14 protein-coding genes and 1 pseudogene are annotated in these 16,166 nt (G+C 62.1%); 9 read left to right on the forward strand and 6 right to left on the reverse strand.

The features are described from left to right. The first annotated feature begins 33 nt into the window (after window positions 1-33). Genes AWB79_RS36010 through AWB79_RS36030 form a run of 5 tightly spaced genes read left to right on the forward strand, consistent with a single transcriptional unit; the run spans window position 34 to window position 5,557 of the window. Window positions 34-1,584 (forward strand): ABC transporter substrate-binding protein, encoded by a 1,551-nt coding sequence (locus AWB79_RS36010; RefSeq protein WP_061172238.1) that lies wholly within the window; start codon window positions 34-36, stop codon window positions 1,582-1,584. Continuing rightward, a complete protein-coding gene (locus tag AWB79_RS36015; RefSeq protein ID WP_061172239.1) occupies window positions 1,581-2,597 on the forward strand; it encodes an ABC transporter ATP-binding protein in 1,017 nt (338 codons plus the stop codon). The genes AWB79_RS36010 and AWB79_RS36015 overlap by 4 nt, the downstream gene beginning before the upstream one ends. Continuing rightward, window positions 2,581-3,588: an ABC transporter ATP-binding protein gene (locus tag AWB79_RS36020; RefSeq protein WP_061172240.1), complete on the forward strand. Its 1,008-nt coding sequence runs from the start codon at window positions 2,581-2,583 to the stop codon at window positions 3,586-3,588. The genes AWB79_RS36015 and AWB79_RS36020 overlap by 17 nt, the downstream gene beginning before the upstream one ends. A 30-nt stretch (window positions 3,589-3,618) precedes the next feature. After that, window positions 3,619-4,794 carry an FAD-dependent oxidoreductase gene (locus tag AWB79_RS36025; RefSeq protein WP_063963622.1) on the forward strand — a complete coding sequence of 392 codons (1,176 nt, stop codon included), beginning with the start codon at window positions 3,619-3,621 and terminating at the stop codon, window positions 4,792-4,794. A 58-nt stretch (window positions 4,795-4,852) separates the two neighbouring features. Further along, window positions 4,853-5,557: a TetR/AcrR family transcriptional regulator gene (locus tag AWB79_RS36030; protein ID WP_157695924.1), complete on the forward strand. Its 705-nt coding sequence runs from the start codon at window positions 4,853-4,855 to the stop codon at window positions 5,555-5,557. Window positions 5,558-6,310: 753 nt separating this feature from the next. Here AWB79_RS36030 and AWB79_RS36035 read toward each other — a convergent pair. From AWB79_RS36035 to AWB79_RS38700, 4 genes are all read right to left on the reverse strand, one after another. After that, window positions 6,311-7,243, reverse strand: a complete 933-nt coding sequence (locus AWB79_RS36035; RefSeq protein WP_061172243.1) for an ornithine cyclodeaminase family protein — start codon at window positions 7,241-7,243, stop codon at window positions 6,311-6,313. Window positions 7,244-7,254: 11 nt separating this feature from the next. After that, window positions 7,255-8,313 carry a proline racemase family protein gene (locus AWB79_RS36040; protein ID WP_061172244.1) on the reverse strand — a complete coding sequence of 353 codons (1,059 nt, stop codon included), beginning with the start codon at window positions 8,311-8,313 and terminating at the stop codon, window positions 7,255-7,257. A gap of 100 nt (window positions 8,314-8,413) precedes the next feature. Beyond that, window positions 8,414-9,388, reverse strand: coding sequence for a LysR substrate-binding domain-containing protein (locus AWB79_RS36045; protein ID WP_061172245.1), 975 nt, complete (start codon window positions 9,386-9,388; stop codon window positions 8,414-8,416). A gap of 454 nt (window positions 9,389-9,842) precedes the next feature. Beyond that, window positions 9,843-10,154 carry a DUF4148 domain-containing protein gene (locus AWB79_RS38700; protein WP_074169482.1) on the reverse strand — a complete coding sequence of 104 codons (312 nt, stop codon included), beginning with the start codon at window positions 10,152-10,154 and terminating at the stop codon, window positions 9,843-9,845. Window positions 10,155-10,602: 448 nt separating this feature from the next. Here AWB79_RS38700 and AWB79_RS36050 point away from each other — a divergent pair, with 448 nt between their 5' ends. Continuing rightward, a complete protein-coding gene (locus AWB79_RS36050; protein WP_061172246.1) occupies window positions 10,603-11,202 on the forward strand; it encodes a cupin domain-containing protein in 600 nt (199 codons plus the stop codon). Between the two features lie 62 nt (window positions 11,203-11,264). After that, a complete protein-coding gene (locus tag AWB79_RS36055; RefSeq protein WP_082862574.1) occupies window positions 11,265-12,023 on the forward strand; it encodes a molybdate ABC transporter substrate-binding protein in 759 nt (252 codons plus the stop codon). Window positions 12,024-12,231: 208 nt separating this feature from the next. On the opposite strand, the pseudogene AWB79_RS38995 reads toward AWB79_RS36055, so the two are convergent. After that, window positions 12,232-12,949, reverse strand: a pseudogene (locus AWB79_RS38995) (pyridoxal-phosphate dependent enzyme); the annotation flags it as partial. A gap of 183 nt (window positions 12,950-13,132) precedes the next feature. Next, window positions 13,133-13,444, reverse strand: a complete 312-nt coding sequence (locus AWB79_RS36065) for a high-potential iron-sulfur protein (protein WP_061172248.1) — start codon at window positions 13,442-13,444, stop codon at window positions 13,133-13,135. A 1,405-nt stretch (window positions 13,445-14,849) separates the two neighbouring features. On the opposite strand from AWB79_RS36065, the gene AWB79_RS36070 reads away from it, so the two are divergent. Continuing rightward, window positions 14,850-15,470, forward strand: a complete 621-nt coding sequence (locus AWB79_RS36070; protein ID WP_061172249.1) for a hypothetical protein — start codon at window positions 14,850-14,852, stop codon at window positions 15,468-15,470. A gap of 108 nt (window positions 15,471-15,578) precedes the next feature. Further along, window positions 15,579-16,070: a type VI secretion system tube protein TssD gene (gene tssD, locus AWB79_RS36075; RefSeq protein WP_061172250.1), complete on the forward strand. Its 492-nt coding sequence runs from the start codon at window positions 15,579-15,581 to the stop codon at window positions 16,068-16,070. Window positions 16,071-16,166: the final 96 nt, after the last annotated feature.

Below are 16,166 nucleotides of genomic sequence, written 5' to 3' on the forward strand. Positions count from 1 at the left end.
CCACTGACGCATCTCAACTCGAAGAGGTAGCTCATGAAAGCGGGAGAACCAGTTGCAGCAAATCCCCTGGCGAAGGCGTGGCGCGCGCTGACATGCGCGGTGCTCCTCTGCGTGGGCGTGCCGGCCACGCACGCCGCGCCGCCGGCGGGCGCCGAAGTGCGCGTGGCGCTGAGCGGCGGCATCGATCAGCTCGATCCGGCGCGCACCGCCAATGGCCCCGACATGGCGATCATGAGCCAGATCTACGATACGCTGCTCGCGCTCGATCCCAGCAACGGGAAGCTGCTGCCGAACGTGGCCACGTCGTACACGCTCAAGGAGCCGACGCTGTGGGAATTCAAGCTGCGCAGCGACGTCAAGTTCCAGGACGGCAAGCCGCTGACCGCCGAGGACGTCAAGTTTTCGATCGACCGCATCCTCAACCCGGCGACGAATTCGCCGCACGCGTCGCAGATCGCGTCGATCTCCGAGGTGATCGTCGTCGATCCGACCACGGTCGATGTCCGCACGAAGACGCCCGATCCGCTGCTGCCGCGACGCATGCAGCCCATCGGGGGCAGCGGGCGGGTGTTCATCGTGCCGAAGCATTACTTCGAATCGCATAGCCAGCAGGAAGTGAACGACAAGCCGCTCGGATCGGGCCCGTACAAGCTGACCGAGTGGCGCAAGGGCAGCGCGCTGACGCTCGAGCGCAATCCGACCTATTGGGGCACCGTGCCGGACGTCTCGGTCGGGCGCTTCACGTTCGTGCCCGAGAACTCGACGCGCGTCAACGCGCTGCTGCAAGGGGAAGTGGACATCATCCAGCGCGTGCCGATCGCGGATGTCGATCGCATCGACAAGTCGCAGAACGCGAAGGTCATCTCCAGCATGGACGGCCTCGTGCACACGCTGCTGCTCGATTCGCGCAAGCCGCCGTTCAACGACATCAAGGTCCGCAAGGCGTTCGTCGAGTCGCTCGACATGAACAACATCGTGACGCATCTGCTCGGCAAGTACGGCCGCGTGCTGGGGCCGCCGCTGGCGCCGACCGTCGTGCAGTACGACAAGGCGATCAAGCCGTATCCGACCGACCGCAAGGACGCCAAGGCGCAGCTCGACGGCAAGCCGATCGACCTCAAGACGTACACGTCGGATGGCCGTTACGTGAACGACCGCGACATCTATCAGGCAATCAACGCGCAGCTCAATTCGACGGGCTTCAGGATCACGCCGCAGGTCATGGAGTGGGGCCGTCTGATCGGCATGATGCAGAGCCGCAGCGGCGGGCCGTTCTATATCATCGGCTGGGATTTCGGCGAGGGCGACGCGAGCAAGATGAACTCGTTTCTCAATTCGAGCTCGCCGCTCAGCGTGACCGCCGACCCCGAGTTCGACAAGCTGGCCGCGCAGGCCGCCGGCCAGATGGACGATGCGAAGCGGGCCGAGGACTGGAAAGCCGCGCAGCAACTGGTGCACGACCGCTATTACGTCGCAGCGGTGTGGCAGGCGGCGTCGATCTACGGCTTCTCGAAGCGGCTCCAGTGGGATGCGCGCTTCGGCGACAACTTCGACCTCGCCACGGTCAAGGTCTCGGCGAAATGAACGTGTCCACACTGCGCAGCGAAGCGGACACGCCCATCCTCGACATCGCCGACCTTAACGTGTCGTTCAGCACCCGGGCCGGCGACGTGCGGGTGGTGCGCGACCTGAGCTTTCGCGTCGCGCGCGGCGAAGTCTTCGCCGTGATCGGCGAGTCGGGCTCCGGCAAGTCGACGATGGCGCAGGCGGTGATGGGACTGCTCTCCGGCGATGCGACCACCACCGGCCGGATCACGCTGGCCGGCCAGCCCACCATGACGCTCGGGCCGCGCGCGCGCCGCCGGCTGTGCGGGGAGCGCATGGCCCTGATCAGCCAGGACGCGCTCGCGGCGCTCAATCCGTGCACGACGGTCGGCTTCCAGATCGCCGAGACGCTGATGGTTCATCGCGGCATGGCGCGCCGCGCGGCCATGCGGCGCGCCATCGAGCTGCTGACGCTGACGGGCATTCCGTCGCCGGAAGACCGCGTGCATCACTATCCGCACGAGTTCTCGGGCGGCATGCGTCAGCGCGCGCTGATCGCGATCGCGCTGGCGCTCGAACCCGACCTGCTGATAGCCGACGAGCCGACCACTGCGCTCGACGCCACAATCAAGGCGCAGATCCTGCAACTGCTGATGCGCCTGCGCAGCGAACTGGGCATGGCGGTGCTGATCGTCACGCACGACATGGGCGTCGTGGCGCGCATGGCCGATCGCATGCTGGTGATGTACGCCGGGCGCGCGGTCGAAACCGGCCCCGTCACCGACGTGTTCGACGCGCCCGCGCATCCGTACACGCGCGCCTTGCTCAAGGCGATGCCGCGTCTCGATTGCCCGGGCGAGGCGCTGCGCGCGATCGCGGGCGCGCCGCCCTCGCCGCAGGCGATTCCGCAAGGGTGCGCGTTCCATCCGCGCTGCCCGCTCGCTGTGCCGGAATGCGCAGCGGAACTGCCGCGGCCGATCGTGTTCGCCGATGGCCGCATGACCCTATGCCGGTTCTCTCCGGATGAGGTGAAGTATGCAGAACGTGCATGAACTGGCGACGCCCGCCGACGAGGTTCCGGCGCTGCATGCGTCTGGCCTGTGCCGGCGCTTTCGGATCTCGCGCCCCTGGCCGGCGCGGCCGCTGTCGCTCGACGCGGTCGATGACGTGACCCTTTCGCTCGGGCGCGGCAAGACGCTCGGCATCGTCGGCGAATCGGGCTGCGGGAAGTCGACGCTTTCGCGCATGCTCGTCGGCATTCTCGCGCCGAGCGCCGGGACGCTGCACGTGGGCGGCGTCAACATCTCGCAGTTGCACGGCGAGCGCTGGCGCGAGGTGATGCGCGACGTGCAGATGGTGTTCCAGTCGCCTTACACCGCGCTCAACCCGCGCCTCAAGATCGGCGAGATCGTGCGCGAGCCGCTCGATATTCACGAAGCGCATCTGCCGAAAAAAGAGCGCGCCGCGCGCGTGATCTCGATGCTCGAACGCGTCGGGCTGAACGCGGGGCACGCGTCGCGTTATCCGTATTCGCTCTCGGGCGGGCAGCAGCAGCGCGTGGGCATCGCGCGGGCGCTGGTGCGCCCGGCCCGCGTGGTGATCTGCGACGAGCCGGTGTCCGCGCTCGATGTCTCTGTGCAGGCGCAAGTGGTCAATCTGCTGCGCGAGCTCCAGGACGATCTGCGCGTGTCGTACGTGTTCGTGTCACACGACCTGGCCGTGGTCGCCAATATCTCGCACGACATCGCGGTGATGTACATGGGCCGCGTGGTCGAATCCGGCACCGCCCGCGATGTGCTGCAGGCGCCGCGGCATCCGTACACGCAGGCGCTCGTCGATAGCGCCAGCGTTCCCGACCCGCGCGTCGAGCGTGCGCGCGCGCCGCGCGTGCTGACCGGCGATCTGCCGAGCCCGACCGATCCGCCGAGCGGCTGCCGCTTTCGCACGCGCTGCTGGATGGCGCGGGACATCTGCGCGCAATCGACGCCGGCCCTGATTCATCGTTCCGGCGCGCCGCAGCGCGTGGCCTGCCACTTCGCCTGACACCTTCCTTCTTCTTCGACCGGTTCCAGCATGCTCAAACCTCCTTCGTCTTCTTTGCACGTCGCCATCGTCGGGGCCGGCGTAATCGGCGCGATGAGCGCGTGGCGTCTCGCACGGCGCGGCGTCAGGGTCACCTTGTTCGACCGCTATGCGCCCGCGCACGATCGCGGCGCGGCAGGAGGCGAAAGCCGCATCTTTCGGATTGCCTGCAAGGAAGGCGCGCGGCACGTGCCGCTGGTGCGCGAAAGCCTCGCGATGTGGCGCGAACTGGAGTCGGAGGCCGATCAGCGGCTGCTGTATCAGACCGGCGTCGCGACTGTCGGCGCGGCGCACGCGCCCGGCATGCGTGCGATCCGCGAGACGGCGGCGGAGTTTGGCCTGCGGCTCGAAGCGCTCGATCGCGCGGCTGCGTCCGGACGTTTCCCGCAGTTTCATCTCGCGCCCGAGGAGATGATGCTGTTTGATCCCGAAGGCGGCGCGCTGCGCGCCGATCTCGCGGTGCTGTGCGCGGTGGAGCGCGCGGCTGGGCTCGGTGCGAGCCTGCGCAACTACACGAGCGTCGATGCCGTCGAGTCGTTCGACGATCGCGTCGAGCTGCGCTCCGGCGATACGAAGGAGACGTTCTCCCATGTCGTGATGGCGCCGGGCGGCTGGGCTTCGTTCGATCCGGCGCTGGCCGTACTGCCGCTCGTCACGCGGCGCATTTCGCTCGGCTGGTTCGCGCCGCGCGAGCCGGCACGCTACGACATCGGCCATTCGATCGTGCTGATGCACCTTTTCGAGAGCGGCTACTTCTACATGTTTCCGAGCATGGACGGCGCGACCGTCAAGGGCAGCTGCAACATTGACGGCTGGCCCGCCATCGATGCGCCGCAGGCCTTGCCGCGCAGCCTGCCTCCCGGCGAGCTGGCGCATCTGTGCGACGCCGCGGCAGCGGTCGCGCCGGGCTTGCGCCGGGATCCGGTGCGCATTGGCGTCTACATGGATGCGTATACGCCCGACGACGAGGGCCTGCTCGGCTGCGTGCCAGGCGCGAAGGGTTCGCGGACGCTCGTCGCGACCGGCTTCTCGGGACACGGCTTCAAGTTCTCGCCGGCGATCGGCGAGGCGGTGGCGCGGCTCATCGTGGAAGGCGAAGCGGGGCCTCAGGTCGCGCATCTGGATGTCGCCCGGTTCCAGGGGATGCCGGCCTCCTCGACGCGCTGATGCTGTTTCCGCGTTCGGTAAAATGCAGCGCTATTAACGTCACACAGGGAGTCCGATGATGGCAGAGTCGCCTGTCGAGGCACGCGACGTACCGTCGTCGCTCAGGTTCGAAGAGATGCTCGCGGCCAAGGCGCTGGACCGGTCGTTGTCGAAACGCGAGCGCACGCGCTATGTCTTCGTGACAATCGCCGCGCGTTTTCTTCAGGACAACCCCGCGCAGAATCCGACCGTCGAATATTTGCTCGAGCAGTCGGGTCTCGCGCGCAGCACGTTCTACAACCACTTCAAGGATATCGAGAGCTGTGTCTTCGAAGTGCTGAACATGTTCTTCGAGTACATCGAGGGCAGCCGCGTGAGCAGCTCGCGGCACCTGCCGGCCTACGATGCCATTCTGGAGGCGAACCTGTGGTACTCGCGGGCCTATGCGTCGAATGCGAACCTGTTCACGGCCATTCATCGCAATGCCGAACTGTGCAAGATCCGGGAGCAGCGCAACGACCAGTGGGCGATGAAGGTCGTGCACGTCTCCGGGCGGCGGCGCGGGCGCGAGTTCACGGGGGCCGAGCGGATCGAGTATGCCGGGACCATCCGCATCCTGATCACGATGACCATCGAAACGCTGAGCGAGCGTTACATCAAGAACGATGCGCTGATCAGCGAGGCCTTCCCTGATCCCGACGACATCGCAAAGAAGATCAGCGCGATCTGGCATGAAGTGATGAAGCGGTACGAGGTGGGAACGGAAGCGGGACGGCTTGAATGACGTGTGGCGTCGAAATGGACGAAGATCGAAGTCCATGATCGTGAAGTGCAATTGCATCGAGCCACGGGTGGCATTGCCCACATAGACTCGCGACGCGCGATGTACGTTCCTCGAACCAGCCATGCAAAGAGCGGTTGATCTGGCCAACTCACGGAGGTGCGTACGGCGGGCGCGGGGTCGATGGACCTCGGGGGCCGCTGTGGTGTCTCGGATCCATCGTTCTGCGTCGGTCAGCAAACTGGCGCACTGTTTCGTTCGCCAGCACGTGGCGTCCCTCGACCGGATGGCAATTCAGCGTGCGCAAAGCGTTGATACGAGGCAATTCGCAGGTACACAAAGTAGGGCTCTCCTCGAAGGCCTGGGAATCGTGCCGCTTGCGCACGACACCGTCGCTAATAGGCATCCGTCGAATCAGCAGCCGGAATGAGAACGTCCGAGACGCGCCGGGATACTTGAACGGATGGCCGTTATGCAAGCAATTTCGGCCATCCTGTCAGCGGCCCGTCGAACGGTAGGAGAGGGTCGGGAGTGCCCACTGGCGACTGGCCGCTTCCGGGAAGCGGAATTCCACCGACCGCTTTCCTGCGATGAATCTGGAAAGCGGGCTTACGCAACCCGACCCGTAGGAGCCGTTCGTCACGAGCGCGTGCCAATGGCGGCTTCGAGGGTGCAACGGTCGTCGATGTCACAATCGAAAGCGATGGCAGGTCGGCTGAACCGGCCTTCCGCCCCATCTGGCGCCGGACCTGCTGACTAGCGTGGTTTCAATTGCTCGACAACATACTGGCTGACGATCAGATCCAGGTGCGCACCGCCGGCATTCTTGTACACCGTCCTGTCCGTTGCCGAGCGATGGAACGCCGTCATCCGGCACAGATCGAACAGATCGCCTTCGATATCACGCTCCCGAATCACGCCCGCTTGCAGCGGGATTTGAATGTCCCCCGACTGAACGGCACTCTGGCGGTCGTCCACGAAGATCCGTGCACCGCGGAACACATCGCAATCGGCCTCCTGCATGTCGGGCCGGTATCCCCCCACCAGATCGACATGCGTACCAGGACGAACGCACTCGCCCCGGATCACGGGCGTGGATGCGCTGGTGGCGGCCGTAATGATGTCTGCGCGGGCGACTGCGGCATCGAGGTCCTCGACAATGCTGGCCCGGATGTTTCTTGCCTCAAGCGCCGAGCGCGCGGCTTCAAGTTTTGACGGCGTGCGATTCCACAGCAACACTTCGCGAATGGAAGGCCGAATGTGCAGATAAGCGTCCGTCAACGACCGTGCAACCGGACCCGCGCCCAGCACCAGCAGGACCTCGCTGTGCTCGCTGGACAGCATGCGGGCCGCCAGCGCGGAATCGGCCGCGGTTTTCCATCGCGTGATTTCGGGGCCGTCCAGCATCGCGACGAGCCCCTTGGTGCGCTCGTCCAGGACCAGAAACGCGGCCTGCTCCGACGGCAGCGGCGGGACGGCAGCGCAATTGGCCGGATGGATCGACGCGATCTTGACCCCGGCGCCCCTGCCCGGCAGGATCACGCCCCGGCTGAACAGGCCGAAGCTCGAATCCCCGATGAAGTAGCTGCCGCCGCTGGGCCGGGCACCCGCGTGACCGCGGTGCAACGCGTCGAGAACGCCGGACCAGTCGAGTACCGACTGGATCTGCTGCGCGGAAATGATCTGCATGCGTACCGTCCCTACTGTTTCGGCCAGATGTCCCCAAGGGTGTAGCCCTCGGGAAAGGGGTCGTCGTGATCCAGCACGATGGTGTGGATGCCATGGATCCAGCTGGTCCCGGCCAGCGTCGGCACCACCGCCGCTTGCTCGCCGATGCGGGTCGTCTCCTCCAGGCGACCGGTGAACACGGTACCCAGGATTCCCTGGTGCCGGAAGTCCTGGTGCAGTGGCAGTTCGCCCTTGGCATGCAGCACAGCCATCTTGGCGCAGGTGCCGGTCCCGCAGGGGCAGCGGTCGATCGCGCCGGTCCAGGTGGCCGGATCGTCCCACGAGAGCGGCCCGGTCGGCATGGTGACCGCGTTCTTCCAGTCGGCCCGCGGGTCGTCGGTGGGTCCCGAGAGCTGGGAAATCGTGATGCCAACGCCCGGATAATCGGGGTGCGCAACGGGCAGCTGCTCGATGGCGGCCTGCCGGATCATGGCCGAGACCCGCGCGATCTCCTTGCCATGCTCGGGCTTCAGTTCGAGCCCCGGAAACTGTCGCACGTCGGCAATGGCGTAGAACATGCCGCCCCAGCCCACATCCACCCGCACCTTGCCCAGGTGCGGGACATCGATGACCGCATCCAGGTGCGCAGCAAAGGCCGGTACGTTCCTGAACTTCACGCTCTTGACCTTGCCGTCCTTGCACTCGGCGGTGATGCGGATCAGGCCGGCCGGCGCCTCCAGAGTCAGTTCGGTCACCGGCTCCTGCATGGGCAGCATGCCCATTTCCAGCAGCACGGTGGCCACGGAGATGGTGTTGCCGCCTGACATCATCGGGTATTCCACCTGCTCGAGGATGATGTAGCCGGCGTCCGCCTCCGGGTGACAGGGCGGCACGACTATATTGCAACAGTGGGCCGGATAGCCGCGCGGCTCGCGCAGAAGCAGCTTGCGCAGTCCGTCGTCATTGGCCTCCAGCCATTTCATCTTGGCCTGGACGGTGTCGCCGGGAATATGCGGGATGCCGCCGGTCACGACGCGCATGGGAATACCCGAGTGGGTTTCCACCGCATGGATGCTTCGCTTGAAACCCATGTGCTGATTTCCTCTTACGTCCCGCCGCCCCTGTGCGGCGTGAAGAGGAATTTATGCCGGTTTCGCCGCAAACTTAAGCGACATTTCCTCTGGCATTCCTTCAACTTTTAGTTGAAGGTTGTACGGCGAGTTGCTGCTTGATCCATTGGCTGAATCGTTTGCACACGCTGGCGTCCACCTTGTCTTTCCGCACGGAGAGGTAATGGCCGCGATTCCTCATGACGGTCTTGTGCGGCAGCGGACGCACCAGATCGCCGCTGTCGACCAGGTGTCCGACGAGATGATGCCAGCCCAGGGTCACCCCCTGATGCGCCAGGGCCAGCTGCACGATGGCCGGATAATCATTGCTGGTGAAGAGCTGCCGCGGGATATCGGCGCGCCAGCTGGTATCCACGTCGTGAAGCGCCAGCCAGACTTTCCAGTCGATGTGCTCGGAAATCTGCGAGCGACCGTAAGCGCTGAGATCCAGCAGCGACATGTCGAGCAATCCTTTGGGTGCCGCGATCGGGCCATGGCGCTGCAGATATTGCGGAGTGCAAACCGGATAGACCTCGTCGTCGAACAAGTGCTCACTCTCGTATCCCTCGCGCAAGCTGGCCAGCTTCGCGATGTACACGTCCGGTTGCACGCCTGCTTCCATCGAGATGAAATTCTGCGTAGCCAGCACGGTGAGTTCGATGTCCGGAGCGTCCTGAAGGAATTCGGGCAGCCTCCGATGGAGCCACAGCGCAGAAAACGCGGGCGAACAGCAGACGATCAGGGTCTGCCTGGCGGGAATTTTCTTGCGCAGGCGCTCGGCGGCCTGATGAATATTGATCAGCGAAAGCTGCGCGGCATCCTTGAACATCTCGCCATCGGCCGTCAATGCGACGGTTCTGCCCGAGCGGACAAATAGCGCCGTCCCGAGGTAGTCCTCCAGTTCCCGCACCTGCTTGCTGACGGCCGCCGGGGTCACGCTCAGTGCGTTGGCTGCCCCCGTGAAACTGCTGAACTTGGCGGCCGCGAGAAATGACTTGATGGCCCGCAGCGAAAGCGCGCCGACCAGGGTTTCGCTGATTTCGAATTGAGGCGCCATGACTGTGTCGATCGGTCTGAGGGAATCGGGACAGAGTCCGAAACAAGGACTTGCCCGAGATTACATGAGACAACGGCACTCTGGTTTGCCAAATCTGGATTTGGATGACCGACCGGTTTGGAGAAAGTTGTCTGACCGGAGTGGGTCGAGTTCGGCCCGATGCGGCCCGAACAAGGGGGGCCTACTTCCCTGGTTCGACGTCGGACGAGGTTCGGTAATAAGCGGTCTTCCGAATCTGCCGTCGCAAGGTACGAAAACGCTCTCAATGCCGATCTGCCGGCGCAACTGTGCGATATCAGTAACGCGGCTTAGCGGACGGAAAAAACCGCGGCAGACCTTGTACATTTGGTGAAAGGGAGGCCCGTGCGACGGTCTTCAGGCCACGCTCCAAGGTATCAGCAGTTGCGCTGCAATACGACGCGCGCTGAGTCTGGGGAGGTGGCTCCCGGGCTTCTCACCTGGGTTGAGACTGCTTGCACTCCGTTTCGAACCAGTGGTCGACTCGGCGCTGCGCGGCGTGTAGATCCGCTGGGTAGTTTGGGTCGTCATGCCATGGCGACGGGTTGTAGCCCGCTTTGCTCAAAGCCGAAAGCTCGCTTCGGTGTTGAGACCGCGTCCGAGGCGCGTTGCTTTTAGTCGCGGCCAGGTCACTGCACTCGGTTGGGGTTAGATGTGGGCCGCTACGCGGCGTGCCGGCAGCGGCGTATCCAGTCAGCAGGAGCGCCAACGCAGCAAGCGTCGAGCAGCTTTTCGTGAGCTTTTCCATGGCGCATCTCCCCCAGGCGTCCGATTGGTGTAACGCAAGCGGCGCGATGCCGCCGGTCGCGCGTAACATCCTCGCCTATTTTGCCTCAGTCCAGCCACCTGAATAGGCGCACCGCACAAAGGAAAGAAAGTCAGGTGCCAGCGCCTCGAATGACCATCGCATTTCCAAGAGGCGAAATACGCCCCGGATGTCGAGCGTCCGAGAAGCGTCGTGTTTCTGCAGATCGGGGCGGACAGCAGTCGTGCCAAGAAGCGACCGTCACCGGTCCCGTTGTTCATCCTCCCGAGTGCGGTTGTAGGTCGATCAGGGGTCACCGGCGATCCGGGAAAACGAGCCTGAACAGGATGTGCTTCGTGCACTAGGGTTCTTACATACGCAGCGGGTGCTTCATTTGCGCAAGCTGACTGTCCAGAGTGGCTTGTCTCGATGCACGGACGGTGGTGTTCTCATGACACGATATCTCATCAATCTCCTGGCCGCTTTGACGCTGGGACAATGCTTGCTGCCATCGGCGGCGGTCGCGCAGGCGCCGTTGGTCGTCAAGTCGCTGGCCGAGAAAAAGGTCACAGCGTTACCGCCTGGACCACTTTTCTGGCGCATAGAAAGCTTTCCGACACGTGAGAAGGCACAATCCGCCGCAGGTACCTGGGCACTCGTCGCCGAGTCCGGGGGCAAAGCGTGGCTGTTCACGCTGGGCCCGGCGGGCGGATCGTCCGCGGGTGGCACGAAGGTGGCCGAGGTTGGCCCCATCCCCCGATTCGATGCGCCGCAGTACCTGCTCAGGATCAATGAGGCTAGCGGTGCTCCTCGCAGCACGACGCCTGTGCATACCCACCCGGGCTCGGAGACGTTCTTTGTTCTAACCGGAGCTCAAAGCGTTCGTACCTCGGACGGGGCGATGGTCGTCACGGCCGGCCATGCCGAGCCCGGCCACGGCGCTGGTGTGCCGATGCAAGTCTCGTCTAGCGGCTCCACGGATCTGCACGCCCTGGTGCTGTTCGTACTCGACGCCAACAAGCCGTTTTCGACTCCCGCAAATTTCCCTTAAGCAGAGGCGTCCAGGTCAACGCCTACCGACCAGCACCGGAAGTCCGCCCAAAGGGGCAAACCATGAACGCAAGCCTTAAGCGCCTCGGCCTGAGCACATTCCTGGCCGGCGCACTATCTATGTTCACAGCAACAGTTCAAGCAGCGGACATCCTGGTCATGAGCGACAGCCCCCTCGAGCCTGCATTGACCAAGGTGGCGGATCTTTATCGCCAGCAGACCCACAACCAGGTCATCCTAGTATTCGCTCCTTCGCCCGTCGTGAAGAAAAGGATTGAGGGCGGCGAAATGGCCGACGTAGTTATCGTTCAACCGGACTTTGCTGACGATCTCACAGAATCTGGCAAGGTAGGCGCCGGAGACAGACCGATCATTGCTCACGTTGGCGTCGGGCTCGGTAACCGCAAGGACGCTCCAGCGTACGATATTTCGACCGTCGAGAAATTCAAGAAGACCTTGCTCGGTGCAGACATCATTGTCTTTAACAGTGTCAAGTCCGGACAGGCCTTCGCAAACGCGCTCGAGCGGCTCGGACTCGCAGAAACGTTGAAGCCAAAGATTGTGCGTACGGCACCCAATGGGATCTTTGAACCCGTGTTAAAGGGCAAGGGCAACGACATAGTGGCGGGCACGATACCTCTCATCGCGACAACACCTGGCATCAAGCTCCTTGGACCGCTTCCCGGCGATCTTCAGAGCACTCTCACATACACCGCTGTTCTCTTGCGGAACACCTCACAGCGTGACACGGCCGAAGGGTTCATCAAGTTCCTGACGTCGCCACAGGCAAAGGAGATTTTCGCGGCAAATGGCGCTAGGTGAATTTTCCAGCCCGCAGATGATCTCGGGACCCGGGTGCGCTCGACCGCGACAAGGTCAAGTTCCGGCACAAACCACCTCGCTGACTAGACATCCGGCAGGCTGAGCACGCGAAGTCCCGCCAGCACGTAGCGTGCAGCCTGGCTTGCCACTAACGTCTTATCATTCACCGGATTCTATGACGGCTCTTTAAAACAACTGGGCCTCGCGCAACGGCGCGCTCACGCGCTGGATCCTCGAGTTTCGCGGTGAGGAGGCTCGACCCGATGCCTTCAGTAATCGAACTGCTCTCCGCCTTGATTTCGCCGGTTTTTACATGGCCGTAAAGACCGCTGCCGTGAGGGTCGGCGAGCACAACGCGGATGTCCGGGTTTTGCTCCTTCAGATAGCGGCTTACGCCGGCCAGCGTACCTCCCATGCCGGTCACGCAGACGAATGCATCGATCGTTCCCGCGGTATCGCGCCAAATCTCCGGCCCCGTCGTTTCATAGTGCGCCTGGCGGTTCGCGAGGTTGTCGAACTGGTTGGATCAAACCGCATTGTCGAGCTCGTCCGCGAGACGGCCCGCAACCTTCTGGTTGTTCTCCGAATGGCGGTACGGCACGGCCGGCACCGGTCTTACCTCAGCGCCGAGCGTGCGCAGGATCGACGTCTTGTCGGGCGATTGCGTCTCAGGAATCACGATCACGCAACGATAGCCGCGTGCCGCGCAAATGTGTGTGAGCCCGATGTCTGTGCTGCCGGCTGTGCCTTCGACGACCGTCCCGCCCGGCTTCAGCGTGCCTCGCCGTTCGGCGTCTCGGATGATGCAAAGCGCCGCACCGTCTTTCACAGATCCGCCCGGGTTCATGAACTCGGCCTTGCCAAGGGATCTCGCCGCCTGGCTCGGCGCTGAGTCGGCCGAGGCGGATGAGCGGTGTGCGACCCACGCAAGCGACGAATCCCTATCGTATATCCACATCGTGTCCTTTCAAAGCTCGCAGATCTGCGCGGTCACGTGTGCATCGTACGCGATGGTCCCGGCTTTCACCTTCCGGCCGCCACTTGCATCGCCATTCCGGTTCGCGATTTCGTGCTGTTGTATCTCCCTGTGCGATGAGCTAACGCTTGAGTCAGGTCTTTTTCACATAAGCATTGCACCAGCCTTTGGCGTCGACCAGCTTGCCGCCATAGGTCGGACACGGACCGTTCGCGGACCCAGGCTTGCCTTGATAGAGCTGGCAATTCGCACACGTCTGTCCGGATTGATAGTGCGAAAACTTGGTCTTGTCGACTTTCGTCGCGTCGGTCTTGTAGCCGAGCGCCTGCGCGGTCGGATCGCTCTCGGAAAGCACCGGAGCATCCGCACGTGATTCGTTGGAAAGGACTGTCGTCGAAGCGACGGAGGCAGCCAGAATTATGAAGTGGCGGCGAGTGAGTGGCATGACAGGAACTCCTTGCGATAAGCGGAGGGCGGGGCGCGAAACCAACCCTTTTGGCCGGCAAAAATCGGTTGCATGCGTCCCACGAGCCCAGAAGTTTCTGCTGCATCGGCGCAACAAGCAATCGACATGCCTTGCGATTTCATGAACCTCGCAACAGGAGCAAGGGCTACTTTAAATATATCACGTCATGATATATTTAAAGTAGCGTCTGACCGGCGAGTTTTCTTGTCGTCATCGACTCTCGTTCCGTACGACTAAGGTATCGGTGCGGAGTCTGACGAAGCCAATCGTGCATCTGTTCCCGGGGGATGCCGCCACGAAAATGAATATCGCGCAGAAAGGGGTGGTCTTGATTTTCGTGCGCGGTTCCGGTTAGGCCCGTCTAGGCGCGACAAGGGTTTGTCGCCCGACCCTTATTAAAACTCCTTAAAAATCAAGACTTTGCCGTCTCCCTCTGGACAAGTCACAGCTCCCTGCGAATGATGCCGGGCGATTCGGCAAGGTCGTGCGGGTTCGCGCGGATAGGAGGAAGCTGCGAAAGGGGAATTTTCCTATATTTGATCTGATCGACTGTCGGCAAGCTCGCGTGCCACATTTCGCTTCAAGCTTGTCGACTCGTCGGGAGGCCCATAAGGTCACTTCTCAGACTAGGAAGTATCCGCTTCGCATAACGTGCGACCGGAAAGTTAAAGGTTCCGCGCAAATTGATGCCGTCAAGACGTTCTAGCATTACTGATCATCGCTGCGTTTAAAAACTTCGACGCGGCTAACGCCCCTACAAACCACGGCTGGTGCGAAACTGTGGGCGATGTTCGCATACCGGGCGCGGGTGACCATGTTGCAGCGGCAATGCGTGTGCTTGAACTGGGAAGGCGCGAGGGTGCGAGCGCGGACGAGATGATCGCTCAAGCACGAAATTACTAGGAGAGCGGCTGCGCTGGAGGCCACCGTAAGAATGTCGAGGCAGGCAAAACTCAGGTCCTGAAGATCAAGCCGGTATTCCGAGCCAGTGTCGAGAGTGGTTTTCTCAGATCTAGAAAATGCGTCGGTAATGGCAGTGGTGAAGGGCGCGCGCCCTCCACGTTTTTTTTTGCATGAACGCGAAAGTGCGCCCGGTTAAGCTTACTTTTTCCCTACGTGCGCTCACACAGACGCCAGCGACACGGCTTAAGTCCTGGCTATGTCAGACCTAGATTTGATCCGCAGCGTCAAATGAAAAGCACAAACGAATGGTGCGAGGCGACACCGCGTGCGCCGTCATGTTTTCGCACAGACAGTCCCCTAACCTCGTACCTCCACAAGCGACTTCGGCCGTGCTCCGAATGCCGGACGTCCGCGCTGAAACGGTTGATGTTGTTTGTCCCACGTTACCGACGGGCGCCACGACGCCAAGGGAGCACTTGCCATGACTGCGACCACCGACTTCACAGCAAAATTTAGCGAAGCTGAAAGGATACTGGACCCTTACGAGCGCCCAAGTTCATCCTTGCTCGACGATGAACTGGTGTCGATCAAACTCCGTCCCGTCGACGAAGAAGTCGGAGCGAGCGATCGCTACGTCTACAAGGCAGAATACGACGACCTATACGCTTACCTGAACGAGACATTCGGAGAACCGCTGGTCAAAGGGGTCACTGTGCGTCACGGTTTTGGCTTTGCATCGGTTTACCGGCTGCCATCCGGAGAACACATTCTTTTTGTCGAGCATGAGACTGGCCCTGAGCTGATCGCCTACCTGCACACGATCCGTGACGTACTTAATGCGGCTTCGGGCGCGGCGATCGCCCTTGGTACCTTCGTGACCACCGTCAATCAGGTTGCACACATCATCCGAAAGTCCATCGATGATTACAACCGGGAGCCATCGAAGAGGCGGTATTACAGCGCCCGCAAGATCAAGGTTTCACGACGAACGTTGCAGGAGGAGCGCGAACTCCGTCATATTGAAGTGGAAACCGACGCCGACGATGCAGTGACTTCGCAAGAGGAGATCGAAGACAAACCGACCAGGAGGCCACGAACATGAAGCCGTCGTCGGCTACGAAAAATGGTCTGAGCATTTCAGAAAAAACGTATGGGACGGCGATAAAAGATGACGCATGGTTCTGTCTCGCTTATTCAAGGAGACAGAACCATGCCGATTCCAGCATACATGTGGCTTAAGGACGATGGCGGAGCCGACGTCAAAGGCAGTGTGACGGTTGGGGGCCGAGAAGGCGGCATTGAAGTCATCAGTTTTAGCCACGGCCTGCATCTGCCGGTCGATAGCGCCACGGGGAAAATCACCGGTACGCGTATCCACTCGCCGATCAGTTTCGAGAAGGAGTTCGACGCGGCGAGTCCTGATCTGTATCAGGCGGTCTCCAAAGGCAAATCGTTTGAGTCTGCCGAAATCAGGTGGTATCGAATCAGTGACGCTGGGAGGGAGGAAGCCTACTTCCTCATGCTGCTTGAGGACGTAAAGGTATCTGGAATAAGTCCCGGCATGCCAAATACTAAGCTTGACGGCCTCTCACAACAGAACCACACAGAGGCCGTGTCGCTGATGTATGAGAACATCACGTGGCACTACCTCGACGGGAATATCAAGGTCTCCGACGCGTGGAATGACAAGCGCGGAGGCTGACATGGCGTTGCGTGGAAGGCTAGTCGACTGCGTCATTGATTTGGCACCTGGCGGATTCGACGTGAAGGATCGTCGTACTTCCACTTGATCGGCTTA

Origin of the sequence: Caballeronia hypogeia (assembly GCF_001544875.2) — a bacterium.
GTDB lineage: Bacteria > Pseudomonadota > Gammaproteobacteria > Burkholderiales > Burkholderiaceae > Caballeronia > Caballeronia hypogeia.